Source organism: Oscillibacter sp. GMB15532 (genome assembly GCF_041020825.1).
Taxonomy (GTDB): Bacteria; Bacillota; Clostridia; order Oscillospirales; family Oscillospiraceae; genus Oscillibacter.
In genome coordinates this window covers 94,637-111,747 of record NZ_JBEVTO010000009.1, presented here as the reverse complement: position 1 = coordinate 111,747, position 17,111 = coordinate 94,637, and the positions used below count along the sequence as shown (strand labels likewise).

Annotated in this window: 19 protein-coding genes; 1 reads left to right on the top strand and 18 read right to left on the bottom strand. The window is 52.0% G+C overall.

All coding sequences use genetic code 11. The features are described 5' to 3' along the window. Positions 1–29 precede the first annotated feature (29 nt). The 17 genes from ABVS15_RS11825 to ABVS15_RS11745 form a co-directional block, all read right to left on the bottom strand. Positions 30–983, bottom strand: a complete 954-nt coding sequence (locus ABVS15_RS11825) for a transglutaminase domain-containing protein (RefSeq protein WP_369283882.1) — start codon at positions 981–983, stop codon at positions 30–32. Then, on the bottom strand, positions 970–1,683 hold the full coding sequence (locus ABVS15_RS11820) for a 2Fe-2S iron-sulfur cluster-binding protein (RefSeq protein ID WP_369283881.1): 714 nt from the start codon (positions 1,681–1,683) through the stop codon (positions 970–972). Before ABVS15_RS11820 ends, ABVS15_RS11825 begins: the two co-directional genes overlap by 14 nt. Continuing rightward, the gene (locus ABVS15_RS11815; protein WP_369283880.1) at positions 1,680–3,275 is read right to left on the bottom strand and encodes an FAD-binding protein; all 1,596 of its coding nucleotides are present in this window, start codon (positions 3,273–3,275) and stop codon (positions 1,680–1,682) included. Before ABVS15_RS11815 ends, ABVS15_RS11820 begins: the two co-directional genes overlap by 4 nt. After that, complete coding sequence (locus ABVS15_RS11810; protein WP_369283879.1) at positions 3,272–3,826, bottom strand: pilus assembly protein PilX; 555 nt, start codon at positions 3,824–3,826, stop codon at positions 3,272–3,274. Before ABVS15_RS11810 ends, ABVS15_RS11815 begins: the two co-directional genes overlap by 4 nt. Beyond that, on the bottom strand, positions 3,823–4,347 hold the full coding sequence (locus ABVS15_RS11805; protein WP_369283878.1) for a hypothetical protein: 525 nt from the start codon (positions 4,345–4,347) through the stop codon (positions 3,823–3,825). Before ABVS15_RS11805 ends, ABVS15_RS11810 begins: the two co-directional genes overlap by 4 nt. Then, positions 4,344–4,799 carry an FMN-binding protein gene (locus tag ABVS15_RS11800; RefSeq protein WP_369283877.1) on the bottom strand — a complete coding sequence of 152 codons (456 nt, stop codon included), beginning with the start codon at positions 4,797–4,799 and terminating at the stop codon, positions 4,344–4,346. Before ABVS15_RS11800 ends, ABVS15_RS11805 begins: the two co-directional genes overlap by 4 nt. 12 nt (positions 4,800–4,811) lie before the next feature. After that, a complete protein-coding gene (locus tag ABVS15_RS11795; protein WP_369283876.1) occupies positions 4,812–5,504 on the bottom strand; it encodes an ABC transporter ATP-binding protein in 693 nt (230 codons plus the stop codon). 3 nt (positions 5,505–5,507) lie between these two features. After that, a complete protein-coding gene (locus ABVS15_RS11790; protein WP_369283875.1) occupies positions 5,508–6,644 on the bottom strand; it encodes an ABC transporter permease in 1,137 nt (378 codons plus the stop codon). Between the two features lie 27 nt (positions 6,645–6,671). Next, entirely contained in the window at positions 6,672–7,961 is a 1,290-nt protein-coding gene (locus tag ABVS15_RS11785; RefSeq protein ID WP_369283874.1) for an ABC transporter permease, read from the bottom strand. A 15-nt stretch (positions 7,962–7,976) separates the two neighbouring features. Then, on the bottom strand, positions 7,977–9,224 hold the full coding sequence (locus ABVS15_RS11780) for a Fe-S-containing protein (RefSeq protein ID WP_369283873.1): 1,248 nt from the start codon (positions 9,222–9,224) through the stop codon (positions 7,977–7,979). Positions 9,225–9,363: 139 nt separating this feature from the next. Next, positions 9,364–9,990 carry an iron transporter gene (locus ABVS15_RS11775; RefSeq protein ID WP_294856239.1) on the bottom strand — a complete coding sequence of 209 codons (627 nt, stop codon included), beginning with the start codon at positions 9,988–9,990 and terminating at the stop codon, positions 9,364–9,366. A gap of 84 nt (positions 9,991–10,074) precedes the next feature. Continuing rightward, on the bottom strand, positions 10,075–11,547 hold the full coding sequence (locus tag ABVS15_RS11770) for an FTR1 family protein (protein WP_369283872.1): 1,473 nt from the start codon (positions 11,545–11,547) through the stop codon (positions 10,075–10,077). Position 11,548: 1 nt separating this feature from the next. Further along, positions 11,549–12,229, bottom strand: a complete 681-nt coding sequence (locus tag ABVS15_RS11765) for an ABC transporter ATP-binding protein (RefSeq protein WP_369283871.1) — start codon at positions 12,227–12,229, stop codon at positions 11,549–11,551. Continuing rightward, positions 12,226–13,434 (bottom strand): ABC transporter permease, encoded by a 1,209-nt coding sequence (locus ABVS15_RS11760; RefSeq protein ID WP_369283870.1) that lies wholly within the window; start codon positions 13,432–13,434, stop codon positions 12,226–12,228. Before ABVS15_RS11760 ends, ABVS15_RS11765 begins: the two co-directional genes overlap by 4 nt. Before the next feature lies 1 nt (position 13,435). Continuing rightward, complete coding sequence (locus tag ABVS15_RS11755; protein WP_369283869.1) at positions 13,436–13,849, bottom strand: DUF4418 family protein; 414 nt, start codon at positions 13,847–13,849, stop codon at positions 13,436–13,438. A gap of 535 nt (positions 13,850–14,384) precedes the next feature. Continuing rightward, on the bottom strand, positions 14,385–14,675 hold the full coding sequence (locus ABVS15_RS11750; RefSeq protein WP_369283868.1) for a DUF4491 family protein: 291 nt from the start codon (positions 14,673–14,675) through the stop codon (positions 14,385–14,387). Between the two features lie 107 nt (positions 14,676–14,782). Then, positions 14,783–15,349: an Ada metal-binding domain-containing protein gene (locus tag ABVS15_RS11745; protein ID WP_369283867.1), complete on the bottom strand. Its 567-nt coding sequence runs from the start codon at positions 15,347–15,349 to the stop codon at positions 14,783–14,785. 325 nt (positions 15,350–15,674) lie between these two features. Here ABVS15_RS11745 and ABVS15_RS11740 point away from each other — a divergent pair, with 325 nt between their 5' ends. Further along, on the top strand, positions 15,675–16,037 hold the full coding sequence (locus ABVS15_RS11740) for an ArsR/SmtB family transcription factor (protein WP_369283927.1): 363 nt from the start codon (positions 15,675–15,677) through the stop codon (positions 16,035–16,037). A gap of 82 nt (positions 16,038–16,119) precedes the next feature. Here the strand turns inward: ABVS15_RS11740 and ABVS15_RS11735 are convergent, their stop codons facing one another. Further along, on the bottom strand, positions 16,120–16,935 hold the full coding sequence (locus tag ABVS15_RS11735; RefSeq protein WP_369283865.1) for a hypothetical protein: 816 nt from the start codon (positions 16,933–16,935) through the stop codon (positions 16,120–16,122). Between the last annotated feature and the right edge of the window lie 176 nt (positions 16,936–17,111).

The following is a 17,111-nucleotide window of genomic DNA, read 5'->3' as shown; positions in this document are numbered from 1 at the left end:
AAACATCCATACAAACCGCACATTTTTCATCAACTCTTTTGAATTTTTAAGGCGTTCGCCGAAAATTGCCCGGCATCGCTCTTATAGTCAGTCTCAGCCATTGGATACTGCGCTTGGAATGTCTCTTTTTCAAACTCGCTGTCCCGGACATGATCCGGGATTGCGTTATCGCTTTTCAGGAAATAATCCTCCGTCTCTAACAGGGCATCCCAGGTAGCGTCTAAATTGTAATATATCCCGTCCAGCTCCACCAGATTCCATGCGTGCCGCTCGGCGGTTTCGCCGTCAGCCACGGTTCCCGTAACGATACGGCAATGAACGCCCGCCTCTCTCAGCAGCCGATAGACCGCCACGCTGTATCCCTGACAGGTTGCGGTGCCATTCAGAAAGGCCGCATAGGCCGTTGTATCAAGATGATAGCCTTCATTTTTCTTGTGGATGGTATCATAGGTGACGGTCCGAACCAGATAATCGTGGACGGCACGGATTTTTTCATAATCCGAGGTACTGCGTTTGAAATCCAGCTCTGAAAGAATACCTTTCACAGCCTCATCCACCTGCTGTTCCTGCTCCAAGGTTGTGTAATAGATGGGCTCAATCTGGATCGTATACCGGTATTGCGCTCCAACCTGTTCATGACTGTAAAAGAGCGTATAGCCTCCGTATTGATACCGGATATAATCCCCATCCGTCGGGCCGTCACCCAACGTCAGCGCGTTTTTCATCAGGTCACTTACCAGCACGCTGATATCCTCCATGTATTCTCCCTTACCGGAAAAGGTCAGCGTGATACGGCGGTCATGCTTTTTCAGGGAAGCTTGAACCCTGCGGAGCACCTTTTCCTCGTTTTCAAATACGACGGCAAGGTCCTCGCTGTGGACATAAGCAGGGGGTGCGGCATGCCCGGCGAAGGCCATCATTGCGGCCCCGATTGCCAAGAAACACAATACGCCTGCAATGGCAATCCGTCTACATCCTGTCATGCTTCCTCCGGAACATCTGCGCGTTGGTGCGCAGAAGCAGATGCTCTATGTCAATGCCCGCGGGGCAGATTTTGGCGCAGGAAAGGGACTTTCCGCAGCCTTCATAGGCGTGGGAAGCATATGCCGCGCAAACTCTTTGCTGTTCTTCCCCCGTCATGGAAGCCAGTAACCGGGAGGTAGGTACAAACCCCGCCGCGCCAAAAAAGTCGTCCCCCGGGCAAAAATTCGGACACACCTCCAGACAGCACCCGCATTGCAGGCAGCGGGACGCGTCATAGGCTGCGTCCGTTGCCCGATCCGTCATAACAAGCTCTTTTTCCGCCCAAATTTTCATGAGGGAAAGGTTTTCAAACAGGATACTCCGATCAACCATCAAGTCGGCAACCACGGGGAATTTCCGCAAGGGTTCGAGCGTAACGACTCCCTTCTTCGCCGCAGTCTTGAGTACAGCGTCGCAGGCAAGGCAAGGCCTTCCATTGATGACCATGGCGCAGGCTCCGCATTTCTTTTGAAGGCAGGAGCAGTCCCAGCGAATCGGCTCCACCAGCTTGCCATGGATATCGTGAAAACCGCCGCTGTTAAGTTCATTCAGCGCGGCAGCCACTGTTGTGTTTTCTCGCTCCGTTTCAAACGGAACTTTCTGCCACCAGGGCGGCGATTCCTCTGTGGCTCTGCGGAGAATATCGATTCGTATGTTCATGGTGTTGTCTCCAATGACGCCCGGTAGGCCATTTTTACCTGTCCATCAAAGTGCGCCACGGTTTGCCGCCGGTATTCTTCATTTGTCTCGGGAAAGTCCACCCGGAAATGCGCGCCGCGGCTCTCTTCCCGAAACGCCGCCGACCGAATTATGGCCAGCGCCAAGTAAATTCGGCTGTGCTCCCGCTCATTGCGCGTGCACCCCAGCAAATCTTCAAGCTGTTCCTGCGCGGATTGCAGGGTGTTTCCGTCCCGGGCTATTCCCAACGCGCTCAGAAGGATTTCACTGATTTGCAGAATCATCTTGGGGTCTGCGCAGTCATTGTCGGCCTGCGGTGCGGGCAGCGGCGCCAGCATTCCGGGCAGATGCCCTGCCAGATGCTCCGCCGCCGCCTGTCCGCCGTACAGTGCGCCCAGCATGGAGTTTCCGCCCAGCCGGTTTGCCCCGTGATACTGGCAGCAGCACTCCCCCGCCGCATAGAGATTGCCCACATTGGTGCGATGAAACTCATCCACGTCAATGCCGCCCATAAAATAGTGGATTCCCGGCTCCACGGGAATGGGCGCTTTGGCCGGGTCAAGGCCCAGATAGTGCTTCACCTCCGCGCGCAAATCAGGTAAGCGTTGTTTCCATATCTCGCCGGACAGCTCCCGCAAATCAAGAAACACCTGCCCTCCGCAGTCCGGGTCCCGTAAAACGAAATACATTTCCCGGGAAATGACATCCCGGGGCATCAGATTTCCAAGCTCCGGATACTTTTCCTCCATGAAGTACCACGGCTTCCCGTTTCTCAGGGTATAAAGCCTCCCCCCCTCGCCCCGGGCCGCCTCGCTGATTAAGCACCGCTTTCCGGAAATACCGATGGTGGTGGGGTGATACTGAATCATTTCCAGATTTCCGAACCGGACGCCCTGTGCAAAAGCCTGCGCCGCCGCGTCTCCGCTGTTTGCCGTGGTGCCGGTGGTCATCCCCGGGAAAAAGCCGTTCAGCCCGCCAAAGCAGAAAATCACAGCCCCCGTGCAGTCAATTGACTTTCCGGTGTATACATCCTCCACCCGCACGCCCGCACACGCAAGTTCTTCAACCCCGGAAAAAAGCAGCGCCGAGAACGCATGATGAGAAAGCCGGGCCACAAGGCCCCGGCTTTCATATTTTCTGCACTCGTCAATCAGGGCGGACATCAGCACCTTTCCGGTGCTGGACCTTGCATATGCCGTCCGTTTTTTCTTCTGCCCGCCAAAATTCCGAAGCTGAATTGTCCCGTCCTTCCGGTTAAAGGGAACGCCGATCCCATCAAGAAAGCGAATGATCTCCGGCGCATGCTCCGCAAGGCCCCTCACCGCCGCGGGGTCGGCCAGATAGCACCCGGCCCGCAGAGTATCCTCACAGTGCGCTTCGACAGTATCCTTCTCCCCCATGGTATCCAGCGCGCCGTTGATGCCGCCCTCGGCCAACACGGACTGCGCCCGCTCCGAGGGCTGCACGGAAATCAGCCGACACGGAATTTCCAGCCGCGCCAGATGGATGGCGGCGGAAAGCCCCGCCAGCCCCGCCCCGATAATATTTACAAAGCCCGCTTGCGTAGCGTTCACCTCCAAAGCACATTCCATCTGAGAAAATAAATGATAAACGCAACCCCGCAGAACAGCAGCACCACGGACAGCACAAGGAGCATGTCCTTTATAAAGGCGCCCACTCCTTTCGCCCCGAAAGCGATCAGCAGGGGCTTTATGTTGCTCAGGATATGCACCGCGACTGAAATAACCAAAAGCAAGCTGCCGACCAGCTGAAGTGTCCCAAAAGGCCGGAGGCGGTATGCTTCCCCGTTGATCCCCGTCAGAATCACAACATGAAAGGCAACGAAAAGAATCATGGCAAAGCCGCTGATTCTTCTGGTCCAAAACAGCTTGTTTTCCCGAAAATAGGACACGCCGGACTTTTTGCAGGCACGCAGTGTTTTCACCGTCAGACACACGCCCAGAATCACATGGACCGTAAGCAGCGCCATCATGCTCCACGACAGGACCTTCAGCCAGGCCCTGCCGCCCGGCAGCACGCCCAGCAGCTGATATCCTCCCGCAATGGCATGAATGAGAAGAAGCGCTATGACAAGCACGCTGATAATTGCATTCCATTTTCTCATGGAGTATCCAATCCTTCCGCCCCGGTCAATGCCAGCACCTGCACCTCGTCGGAGCGAGCGCTCTCTGCACGGTAGGCATCCGCATATTCTCTGGAAAGAATGATAATGTCAAACAGCCCGTTATCCGCTTTGGAGCACAGCAAAGACGCGTCCTCCGTATGCAGCTTCATCTGATTTTCCGGCAGACGGGACTGAAAGCTTCTTGCCATACTTACCGCCCCCTGATCGCCCTTTGGCACGGAGCAGGAGATATCCTCAAAGATATAGGCAACTTCTCCTCCTGAAAAAAAGGTAATCCAGTCCGCAAGCTTCTCCGCATCCGGATGCATGGCGGTATTCAGCAAAATCACATATTCGCCGGACGGCTGTTCCAGCACCACCGTGGCGCTGGTAAGCGCATCAACGCCCTCTCCGCTCAGCAAGTCCGAAAAGGTTCCGGAGCGAAGAAACGGAAGCCCCAGCAGCAGAAAAATCGACGAAAGGCAAACCGCCCCGTGCCTCAGCGCGTCGCCCGCTTTCATCCCGCCGCTTTTGCCCCGCTCAGGGCTTCGTCAACCGCCTCACGAAACAAATCATAGTTGATGGTTGCGCCGGTGATGGCGTCAACGTCCTTGGCGCTGCCGCTTTGGATGAGCTGGCTGGCATATTCCTCGCAGGCAACCACCGCTTTCTGGGCCTTATTATAATAATCCCGGTTGGCGATTTTGCCGCCCTCCATGCCATAACTTTCGTCCTTCAAGGTTCCGTCCGGCTCATACGTCTGATAGGTGCATGCCGTGATCGCGCCATCTTTGATGGTAATGCTCACCGCCCCGTAGCCATTGCCGTCGTCGGAACCGTCTTCACTGGTATACACGGAGCTTTTTCCCTCGTAGGTACCGTCCTGATAGCTTGCATTGCTGTCGCCGCAGGCGGTTAACCCACCAAGGCTGGCAATCATCATCATCGCTGCAATCCACCGTTTTAACTTCATCACACTTCCACCTCACTCTGTGAATCGAATATGACCGGTGAAGTTTTGATTCACCGTCTGCCGGGCAATCTTGCCGTTGCGCAGAACAATCTGCCGCTGCGCCACATCGCCCACCTCAGGATCGTGGGTGACCACAATCAGGGTCGTCCCTTCTTCGTGCAGCTTGCGGAACAGGTCCACCACAATTTCCTCGTTTGCGTCGTCCAGATTGCCCGTGGGCTCATCCGCCAGAATGATTTCCGGGTGATTGATCAGCGCTCTCGCCACGCAGACCCGCTGCTGCTCGCCCCCGGAAAGCTGGCTGGGCAGGTGCTTGGCGCGCTCCGCAAGACCCACCCGCTCCAACGCCTCCATGGCCTCCTGCTCATCGGGAATGCTGTGGTAATACTGGGCCAGCATCACATTTTCCAGCGCGGTGAGATAATTGACCAGATGGAACTGCTGAAAAATCAGGCCGATTTTATCCCGGCGGATATCCGTCAATTTTTTAGCTGGCTCCTTGGCAACGTCCACGCCGTCCAACAGGATGTTTCCCTTGGTTGGCTTGTCCATGCAGCCGATCATATTCATCATGGTGCTTTTGCCGGAGCCGGAGGGCCCCATTATGGAAATCCACTCGCCCCGATCTACTGTGAAGCTCACATCATCCAAGGCGTGAAGGTCGCCGTAAATCTTGAATACATTTTGAAACTCTAACAGGCTCATACATCATTCTCCTTTTAGTACCAACGCCGGGTCCACAGAGGTTGCGCTGCGGATGGGAAGCAGGCAGGCAACGCTGGTTACGGCAATGGAAACGATGATTGTAATTGGCAAAAGAAGCAGTCGGAACGAAATGTAACTGCCAAACACATTCACACTGACAAATTGGGCAAACGCAAAGCCCACAACGGACCCAAGGATTCCGCCAAGGCCGCCCAATAAAATTCCTTCGCCCATAAATTCGGCAATAATACCGGAGTCCGAAGCCCCGATTGCCTTTTTCAGGCCAATCTCGCTGCGCCGCTCGGAAACCACCGCGGTCATGGTGGTGGCCACGCAAATCATAGTCAGCGCCAATACGATGACAGTCACCAGCAGCACCAGCGCCTGCAGCTTGGACAGGACCGTGGTTTCAGAGGCTGTGACCCGTTTTACCAGATTCGCGCTGATGTCCGTGTTTCCTGCGTTGATTTCATCCACATAGGTTTGAAGCTGCGCCGACCCGGCAGAGACGCTGATTTCTGCGATATCCAAATGGGCCGGCAGCGCGGTCAACTCCTCCATATCTTCCATGGAGACGTAGACGTATTCTTCTTCGGAGCCGCCCGTGTTCAGAATCCCGGTGATTTGAAAATCAATGGTGCTGTCCAGCTTGCTTTTATCCTCTGGGGTAAAGCTGACGGTCACGCTTTCTCCAACGCTGAGTTCCAGACTTTCCGCCACGTTTTTTCCCACCAGAATCTCATGCGTTTTAGCCGGATACTGGCCCTCCACCAGCCAGTAGGGGCTGGTTTTCTGGACGGCCGCCATGTCCGTTCCCGCCGCAAGAATGGGCTGTTCGTGGATGCGCACCGTGTTATATTGATAAGGGGTGGCCCCCACCAGCTCTTTTGACGAGATGGTGGAAAGGCTCTCCTGCATATCTGCGTCCGTAAAGCTTTCCTCTGCGGGCATAAAAATCATATTTGCCCCGTAGTTGCGAAACTGTGCGCCCATCTGCTGGGGCACATCCACATAGATTGTCACAAGTCCGGACAGAATCGTCGCCCCGATGGCAATGGCCAGCAGCGCCACCAGCATCCGCGACCTGCGCCGCAGCAGGGAGGCGGTGATCATGCGAACGAGCATTTTTCTTCTTTTCATACCATGGACCCTCCACGCCAAAATGATTTATCTGCCATGCAGCACTTCCGCAGGCTGCAAGCCCAGCAGCATCCGAATGGCCGGAATACTGCCCGCCAGCGTCACAAAGGTCACCAACACGCCCACAATGGGAATCACAACGGTACGAATGGAGATGGCCGAGCCGAAAACGCTTTGCCCGATGATCTGGGCAAACCCAATTCCGGCGAAAAAGCCCACAACGCCGCCGATAATTGACGCAATCAGGATTTCCGTCAGCACAAGGGCGGTGACAGAGCGGTTATAGGCGCCAATTGCTTTCATCAGTCCAATCTCTCCTGACCGCTCCATGACGCTGGCGGTGACAAGATTGCTGATGCCAAGCGCCGACCCCACCAGACTCAGGAACATAATCAGCAGCATCAAAAGCTCCGTCTTGTCCAGAATGGCCCCCTCGGAATCCGCCACCTGACGAACAGGAGACGCAACCGAATCGGTGATGACCTCCTGAATCTGATAGCAAATGGAGCTTGCATAGGCGGTGCAGTACCAGACCTCGTACTGGGCAACCGTCAAAGACGAAGGGTCTTTGGCGGCCTTTTTTGCCAGTTCGTTGTCCGGCGTGGTCAGGGCGCTGACCTCTATGCTGCCGATGGAGCCGGACAGGTCCGCCAAGCTCTGGGCCACATGCAGGGGAACATAGGCCTGATTGTCTTCGTCCCCACCGGATTCATAAATCCCTACCACGGTAAGCTTTGCGTCACTGGCGGAGCCGCTGAAACTGATCTGATCGCCCACGCTGATCTGCTCCTGATCCGCCAGCGCCGCACCGATCATAACCACATCCGTCCCCGTGTCGGACTGCTCGTCAATCCACTGTCCCTCGCGGATATCCCACCAGGAGCGCAGGCTACTCATGCCTGCATCTAATTGCTCTCCCGTGGGTAAATCCAGGTGGTGATTAAACCAGCTGCCCACCACATGTATCTCCGTTCCGTCCGGCAGGGCAGCGGTGGTAGTGACAAAGGGCGCAAAATCCACAATGTTGAACGCCCAGAAAATCGTCTTGATATTGCCCAGCTCCGATTCCTTCAAATACGCGCTGCCGGGCGTTTCATCCTCTACATCGTACAGATTGCTCACAATGGAAGACTGCTTTGGCACCACCGTGATGTTTGCGCCATAGGCCTTCAGCTCCTGATTCACCTTGTCGCCCACATCCATCACCACGCTGATCATGGCGGTGGCCAGAGAGGACCCTAGCGCGATAGTCAGCGCAATCATCAGCATTTTCTTCCATTGGTGGAGAAGTGTACCGCGAATCATTTTAAAAAACATACGACCCTCTCCCCCTTACTTAAATTCCGATTCATATTCCAGCAGTCCCTCAAGAGGAACCACAATATTTCCATTTTCAATTCTGTAATCAATGACGATGGGATTGCATCCGCCCTTAAAGCCGATGGTATTGATGTTCATGACCACATCGCAGAGATTGCAGACAATTTGACCGTCTTTTTCATAGTATCCGGTTTCACCGCAGATTTCGCAGGCGTCCAGACCAATGCCATAGGCCGAGGAATTCGGCTTCTGGATGACGATAAAGCGGATTACCACGCCGCCATCCGACGTATAGCCGAAGCGGTGCAGATGCCCGTCATTCACCTGGTCAAACGGCACGATCACGCTGCCGTCCTCAATTTTTGCATCCTCAATGGGAGAAAGCTCTACCTCTTTGTTGGCATAAGCGCTCACCGCCGTCATGGTGAGTATCACAAGTGCAAAGCAAACAAGACTGACCGTGCTCCAGCGTCTCCGCTTTCTCCATTTGGCCAGAATTTTTCTGTGCTGGGCGCTGTTTTCATACGGCTCGGTGACAGAAAGGCTCTTCATCAGCAAGATCACCGGAACAGCCGCCGCAATCAGAATTGTGAAATAGATAAACCAATCGCTCAGGTTGGACGCGTATTTTGAGGTGACAAACAGGAAGTGATTGCTTGGAATCATCCGCTTGGCCAGAAGAATTCCGAACGCCGCCGCCACCTGCTTGAAGGTGTTGCCCAGCAGCGCCAGAGAGGTCAGCAGCAGGGCGGTTTTCCTTGATATGCAAAGCGTTCCCTGATAGATGGATACGCCCATTAAACCCGTCAGCAAGAAGCCCAGCAGCATGCCCAGCACCTTGACGATAAACGCCGTGGAAGCCACCGTCTCTTCCGTAAGAAGAATTGTATGCGGCATTTCAAGGAATGCGGGCACAAAATACAAAAGCAGCATTGCAAGCTCGACCGCCATCATCACGGAGGGCAGCAGTACTTCCAGCTTTTTAAGCCGCTTTCCCAAAATCGTGAACACCCAAAACAAAATCAGAGCAAGCAAGGATACCGCATAGATGTAAAGGTTCCAGATTCCGGTATCCACCTTACTGGTCATGGTTTTAAAAACAGCCATTACAATCGCGCTGATCAGGCCGGCGGCAAGGCTGCACCGCATCGCCGTTCCGGCTCTGTCCTGATAGGCAATTCGGATATACGCAAGAAGCATTCCGGCCATCATCATTAAAGAGGCCAGCTGCTCCGTTGATTCTACAAGATATTTTAGCATTCTATATACCTGCCCCTACATGAAAATCAATCAAAAGCCGGGAAAAAGCTTTTTGAAAGCCACTATCTGATTACGCACCGAAGCGCTGTGCCGGGAGAGTGAGACTTCCCCGGCACAGCGCAGTGTCTTTAGGACGGAATTACCACTCCTGGGGAGTATAATCCCAGCCTTCATAGGTGTAGCTCAGATTCCCGTTGGCAAAGAACTCGTCGAAGGAGCCGCCCGGGCCGGTCTCCGCATCGGTATGCAGCAGATAGCCGTTCTCCTCGGGGTTGTGCATGGTGAAGGTCACGGAATAAGTATCGGCGTTGGGCAGCTTGATGTTGGCGCCGTAATGCGGACCATCGGACGCGCTCATCTCCATGCAGGTGCCTTCTGCGGCAACCTTGCCATCGGAACCGACAACCTTGTAGTCAACGGTCAGATAGGGAACCCAGTCGCCCACGCCAAAGCCCAGGTCGTTTTGCAGGGCGGAGATGTCGGCTTCCAGATGGATGTCGAAGTCCTCAATGTTGCCGTTGCCGTTGGACATGGGGACGGGCTGGAAGTAAACGGCGGAGAGATTCAGGAAGCCGACTTCCTGATCCTCAAAAATGGGATACTCGGTGAATCCGGCGGCATCGCCGGGAGCCACCGCCGCGTCGGAGCTGATATTGGACTCCACTTCCTCGGGCGCACTTGAGGATGCGGGAGTGGTGTTGCCGCATCCGCTCAGCGCCAGAGCGGTGAACATCGCGCACAACATAAGGGCAAGAGATTTCTTCATAATGTTTCCTCCTAAATATGGATAGTATATTTTAACTCAAGAAAAGCTGAATACGGCTCTCCTGTGAATTAACGAATGAAATGCTCAGCTACGCGCCGCGCTGTCTTTTTCCGCGCGCAGCTCTTCAAGGATTCCTTTCACTTCGGCTTTCAGCGCCTCGTGGGCCGCCTTCTTTTCCTCGGCCTCCAGAATTGCGCTCTCTTCAGCCCGCTTTTTCTCGGCTTCAATATGAATGGCCCGGTTTTTCTTTGTCTGCATGACGAAAAGGATCACCGCAATTACCAGCAGAATGAGCTGGGGCACCAGCGTCTGGAGCGTCGGGTAGATTCCCAGTACATCCAACAGATCATTGGTGGGAATCCAGGCCAGCCAGTCGGGGGACACCATGGTGATCACATCGCCCTCAATCAGCTCCTTAATTCCCGCGCCAAGGAACGAGATGGCCATTAAGGACATCAGCACGCCGGTGGCCGTAAAGAAGGGCTTAATGGGAATCCTGATGCTGAGGAAGTGAATGGCCAGATAGACAAACACCAGACAAATGCTTCCGATGATAAATCCGGCCCATACGCTGCCCGTGTTGCCATTTGCCAGCATAGGCTGATAGAAGAGAACAACCTCGGCACCCTCGCGGAAAACCGCCAGAAACGCAGTAAGTACCAAAGCAAAAATGCTTCCGCCCTCCGTGGATTTCTGTGTTTTTGTCTGAATATAAGAAACCCATGCGTCCGATTCAGATTTAGAGAGCATCCAGTTACTTACGTAGAACAGGACACACACCGCCGTCAAAGCGGTTACGCCCTCAATCACTTCCTGCGAGGCGGTATTTGCCAGCTTCAGCTGATTGAGCAGCCATGCGAGGACAAAGCTTGCCACAATACCGGCAAGAGAGCCTATGTACACGGGGTTTACAAGCTTTTTGCGGCGCCTAATGTCATCTCCTGCGGATTTTGTCAGGTATGCCACGATTGCGCCCACAATCAGGATTGCTTCAAAGCCCTCTCGCAGAATGATGGAAAAGCAGGCGGCAAAGGTGGCTGCCGCGGCGGAGGTTCCGCCGGAAGTTGCGGAGCTTTCGGAAGCGTCATCGCCGCCGGTGGTGCCGTCCAGCACATTTGCGTCCTCACGCAGCATGGAGGCAAGCAGGTCCACCTGTTCGTTAAATTCATCGGTGCTCCCGTTGTTTTTGGTGACCGCCTTGCACCTTGAAAATTGCAGCTCCATTTCCGTTTTTCTGGAGCCGGAGATATAGCCCATGGCAATCCGCTCGAATCCGGTGGTTTCATAATAGCCGTAATACCCATGGTTCACGCAATCATACGCACCCTTGGCGTCTCCGGCGGCGTAAAGCTCCTTGCCGGTTTCAAACACAACCTCCATCGCGTCAACCACGTCATTCCAGGTTGAGGACGGCTGCCCCGACGCCTGATATTCTTCCCATGTGGCGTAGTAGGCCTCCTCCGCCGAAGCGGCCTGCACCATATTGGGCAGTAAACAAAGCACCAGCATTGTTGCGGCAATCAGCTTGCGAAACGCAAATTTTCTTGTCTGCATCATATCACTCTTCTTTCTTGATCTTTCCGGCGTCCATGTGATAGACCGCGTCGGCATAGTCAAAGGTATCCTTGTCATGGGTGGCAATAAACACAATTTTTCCCTGTTCCGCCACAGTTTTCAGAAGCTTTAGAACAACCTTTGTGTTCTCGTCATCCAGATCCGCCGTGGGCTCGTCCGCTAAAATCACATCCGGGTTTCTGATCAGCGACCGGGCAATGGCCATTCTTCGCATCTCGCCGCCTGACAGCTCCGAGGGGCGAACGTCTCTCAAATCCCCAATCCCTGTCTGCTCCAGCAGCGCCATGGCCCGCGCTTCCGTCTGGGGCGTGGAATCATGAAACAAGGTACAGGGCAACAGCACATTTTCCAGCACCGTAAGCGACTGTAATGCAGCCTGCCCCTGAGGAATCACCCCGAAGTGCTCATTGCGGAATTGCGACAGTGCCCCGTCTTCCATCTGATACAAATTCGTATTGTCAAGCAGGACGCATCCATCGCTGGGAGCCAACAGGCCGGACAGCATATTGAGAAGCGTGCTTTTTCCGCTTCCGGAACGGCCAAACAGCGCAACAAGCTGCCCCGACCGGAGCGTGAGCGCCACATCCTGCACGGCATAGAAAAAATTGCTTCCATTGCGTTTGCGAAAAAAACGTCTGCCAACGCTTTCTGCTTTCAGAATCATCCGTTGTCACCTCGCAGCACCACCGCCGTGTCAATCCTGCTGATCCGGTATGCGCTCAAAGAGGCCGACAACGTTCCCGCAGCCACGGACACGGCAATCGAACACACCGTTATCAGCCCCAGACCGCCGATTTCCGGGATCAAAAACGGCAAATCCAGCATCGACTCGATCAGATTGCTGAACGCTGAAACAAGCACGATTGCCAAAGCCGCTCCCGCGGCACTTCCCAGCGCACTGACAAGCACCGTTTCCTTCATCAAAATGGAGAGCAGCTTTTTTCGTGACGCGCCCACCATGCGGAGAACGGCAAATTCCTTTTTTCGTTCATTGGAAATCAGGAAAAACGCAACGGACATAATCATGATTACCAACAGCCACACCACAACAATCAGGCTTCCCGTCATGTCAGAAACACCCGAAAGCTTTCCGGCCACATCTGAAATCATGCTTTGCGTCTGCACAGCCTGCACGCCTTTGACATGAAGATTGATGTCGTTGAGCACCTCTTCCACAGAGTAGCCATCGTCCACATTGATCAGCACACAGGAGACAATCTGCTGGGGATCGACGTCTCCAAAGTTGAAGATCTTCTTCTCCTTGGCGGCGGAAATCAACGTTTTAATGGTATCCTCGTTTGCGTAAACCGCTGTATCCAGATAGGTCCCTGTATTGTCCAGTCTGGCCGCAACCTGTACGGTCGAGCCGTAAAAGGTCAGCTCGTCTCCTTTGAAAGCATTGATGCTGCTTCCCACCAGAACCTGCATGTCGCCCAGCTCGTCCTCATAGGTACGCTGGACCCAAGGCGAAATCGTGAAATCCGTTTCAGGATCAAAGCCGATTATCTGCACCTTATAAGAACAGCAGCTTGCTGTGGAGGATGCCAGAAAAAATTGCTCTGAAATCTGGCCCACACCGCTTACGGAAGAAAGGCGGTCCACAACCGATTTATTCATATAGAAGTATCCCGGGTTACCCTGCAAAATCAAGCCGGAGAGCGCGGCTTTCGTGGTCGCCTCATAGGGGACCACCATGATATCCGCACCCAGACGCGTTTCCAGCGAATTCAATCCATTTCGCAGTCCAGAGATTACCAAGGACCCAGCCAGCACGGAGAAGCTCAGAAAGGCAGATAGCAGGATGAGTGCCGCTGTTCTGACAGGCCTTCGCACGCAGTTTTGAACGGGTATGCTTTTGAAAATCGGCATATCACCGTTCCCTTTTGAAATTGAGCACCAGCGCAATCACAGTAAGCACCAGAATAAGGCCCCCGACCGTCAACACGGCAGGACGCATAACCGCCTGACATCTCATATCCGCCATCATACACAGTGGAATCAGCCCGCCGGGAAGTATCATGGCAAGAACCGTCACAGGAAGTCCGGCGATCAAAAACGCCGCCCTGCTTCTTGCATCTCTTGTCAAAAGGTGAAAAATATGTAATAAAACCAGCACTCCGGCCGCCCCTATCGTCCCTTGCTGCGCCCAATGACACACCATATGGCTGCCATCCGCTCCCGCATCGCAGGCGTGAAATACAAATTGCGTGCCCAGCGTTAAAAAAGCACTGAGGGCAAGCAGCAGAATTGATAAAAGCTTACTCGCAAAATAGTTGGATTTCATGGTCGAAATCTTCCTTCTTTCTGTCTGTTTCCTGTTTAATCATACCGTGTTTTCTGGATTCCACGATGCGATCAATCATCATTTTTTTACTGTCCGCAGATTGTTGTCTACCACTCCCAAACCGAACCTTCTGTTTACCAGACTTCTTACAATTTAAGCTCGGAGATTGGCGTAGTCCAACATTTTTATATCCATGCATACTGCTCCTCCCACATGATCTTCACAGTAATGGGCGCAAAATGTTAGCTATAGCTAACCTCAAGCCATACAAACAGGCCTGAAATAAATGCCTCAATAAGTATATCACAGTAAAATGCTAGGAATGTTCTTTTATTGACTTATTAAATCTAGATAATTGTTTTATATTGACTTTTGAATTTGCAATCGGCTTAAATTATTTTTAAAAAATAAAATACAGTCTGGATATTACAGCATTCCTTATCCGTAACTATTCCGGACTCTGTGTTGTTCCAAGTGTCTTACCGCATAAAAAACGGGCAGCAGTTTGTCCTGCCGCCCGCAAAATTTCAACTGTTTACTCCGGCTTCGTCGGTTTTTTAGGGAACCATCCCTTTTCCACCCGTTTCGCCTGCTGTTTTAGCTCTAAAATGCTCCAAAAGCAGGACGCCGCAACGATTCCAGCCATGATGGAGATATTTCCCTGCGTAAACAGAGATAAGACCATAAAGAGTATGCCGACAATTAAGAATGCCGGCCAAATTTTAGCCGAAAAATGGTATTCGCACTTAATCACGATGGGATGAAACAGACCAATCATTAAAAAAACGAACACCGCCATCAACAGGCCAGATCCATTTATGTACATATCACGCCTCCAACAATCCGGCATAAGGCTCCGCCGCTGCTGAATTTAAGGTGTAATCTACCATAAATACTTACATTTGTAAACACTCCGACAACCTTTCCAACGCATCAGTTTTCTTGAAATGCTTTAAAATATTCCCTTCTATACTGGCAGGGCGTCTTCCCCTCTACCTTTTTAAACAGATGACAAAATTGAGATGAATTGGAAAATCCACTTTGAACGGCGATGTAGGCAATGCACAGCTCCGACTTTGTTAAAAGGCCCTTTGCGCATTCGCAGCGCTTTTTATTGCAATATTCAAGCAGCGTCATCCCTGTTTCTTGTTTAAAAACCCTGCATAAATAGCAGCGATTCACAAAGAGCTTTTCAGAGATGACACATAAGTCAAATTTTTCAGCAAATGTATGATCTATCAGTTTCTTCGCCTTTAAAACAACCTCTGCCTTTGCACCCGACCACTGCATATCTTCAGGCTTACAACGCTTACATGGCCGATATCCAAATTTCGCCGCTTCCTCAAGAGTGGTAAATATCACGATTTCCTCAGGATTTATGTGGTCCCCTCTATGACAGGAAGGCCGACATACTACCCTACCTTTTTTTAATCCATAAAAAAGTTTTCCGTCGTAGCTTTTATCATGCTTATAAATTGCTTCCCACTGTTCTCGGTTCATTCTCATCTTCTTTTCATGCTGTAAGTATATCATTGCTTTCTGTTTTGAATATATATAAATAAACAAGCAAGCACTTGTCTACATGATAGCATACAAAATTTTCCCCGTCAACTCCGCAGCAGCCCATTTGCCAGCACCGAATCGTATCGTTCCACCTTAATAAATCGGTCTTTTAAAGATTTATGTTACGCCTTGCAGTTTTGCATTTTATGTGTTGGCACATGGGATATGGCATCTCCATTTGTTGACATAGGGTAACTTAAACACTATAATAAGAGTTACTATATAAATATGCGCTGACGTATTGGAGGATCGAGTAGTGGCAATTGATCAGGATAACGACGCGTTTTGCAGCTGTACCGTAATACACGAAGACATTGTGCGCAATGTGAAAAGCAGGCTGACAGAACAAACGCAGCTTATAAAAATGGCAGAATTGTTCAAGGCTATGAGCGACCCTACCCGCCTGAAAATCGTCAATGCGCTGATGCTGTCCGAAATGTGCGTATGCGACATCGCTTTCCTTCTTAAAATGACTGGCCCCGCAGTTTCTCATCATTTGAAAACACTCCGGCAATGCCAGTTAATCAAATACCGCAAGGACGGGAAGATTGTCTATTATTCCCTGGATGACGAGCATATCGCGCCGCTGTTTAAACAGGGGTATGAGCATGTTTCTGAAAAGTAGGAGCAGCTTTCCCCCGGCGATCCGGCACCGCTAAATGCAGAGCGCCCTTACAGGATATTTAAGTCCTGTAAGGGCGCTCTGGTTATTCGTTTTTCGCGATATATTCGGGCACACCCTCTAAATCCGATTCCCTGTAAATGTGATACGCGGGATAGTGGGTGTCGACAAACAGCTCAAGCCCAAGCACCGCCGCTCGGACGCAAAAAAACCGGTCCTCGCCCTTGAGAATCCGCAGGTTTTCAATTTGCTTAAACTTCACGCCCTTCAGCAGGGCAGCACGTGAGATCAGTGTACAAGCACCCAGCCCTCCAACCTTATACAGGCCCGGAATTTGAAGTTCGCTTATAAACATCAGCCTTCTGAGCGCCTTTTCGCTTTCACTGAGGTTCTCCGACTGTTGAGAAGGCACAAGATTGTACTGATCATACAGCCATACATTTGGCAGAGGTGATGATTGCGGCTTCCATTTTGTCCAGAATATCTCGCTTACGATATCCTTGCCGCAGTTAAGCAGATGCTTAATCAGCCGTTTATTGATCAAAAGGTCGGAATCAATCAGAAAAATATAGTCAAACTCATTTTCTATCGCATATTCAATAATTCTGTCCTTATATTCCCCCACCGTGTTCATAAGCTCGCTATTCCAATAATGGGAAACCTCGGTGCATTGATACTTGTTCAGCTGCTTTCCCGGAATCGTCTTTACATTGTCGTTTCGTTGCCCGAAATCTGCCAGCAGCGCCTTTGAAGCTTCATTCGTATTGTCGTCCACAAACAAATACTCAATATGCAGGCCATCCTTATCCGCCCTGTCCAGCGACTCTAAAAATTCGTGCAGAATATTTGGTTTTTGACAGATCGGCGACCCTATTAGTATTTTTGATTGAGCGATATCCATTTAAAACCTCATTCCACCGCAATGCGTCAGCGCGAGTAAATCCGAAAAAGTGCGGACGGCGGTATTTACAAAAATAAATTGCCTGTCGTAAATTATTATATGTTTGGCCACCTCTTCGGGTCACTGTGTCTTCTGATTCGGCTCGGTGAAGCAATCGACTTTCCCTAAAAATCGGG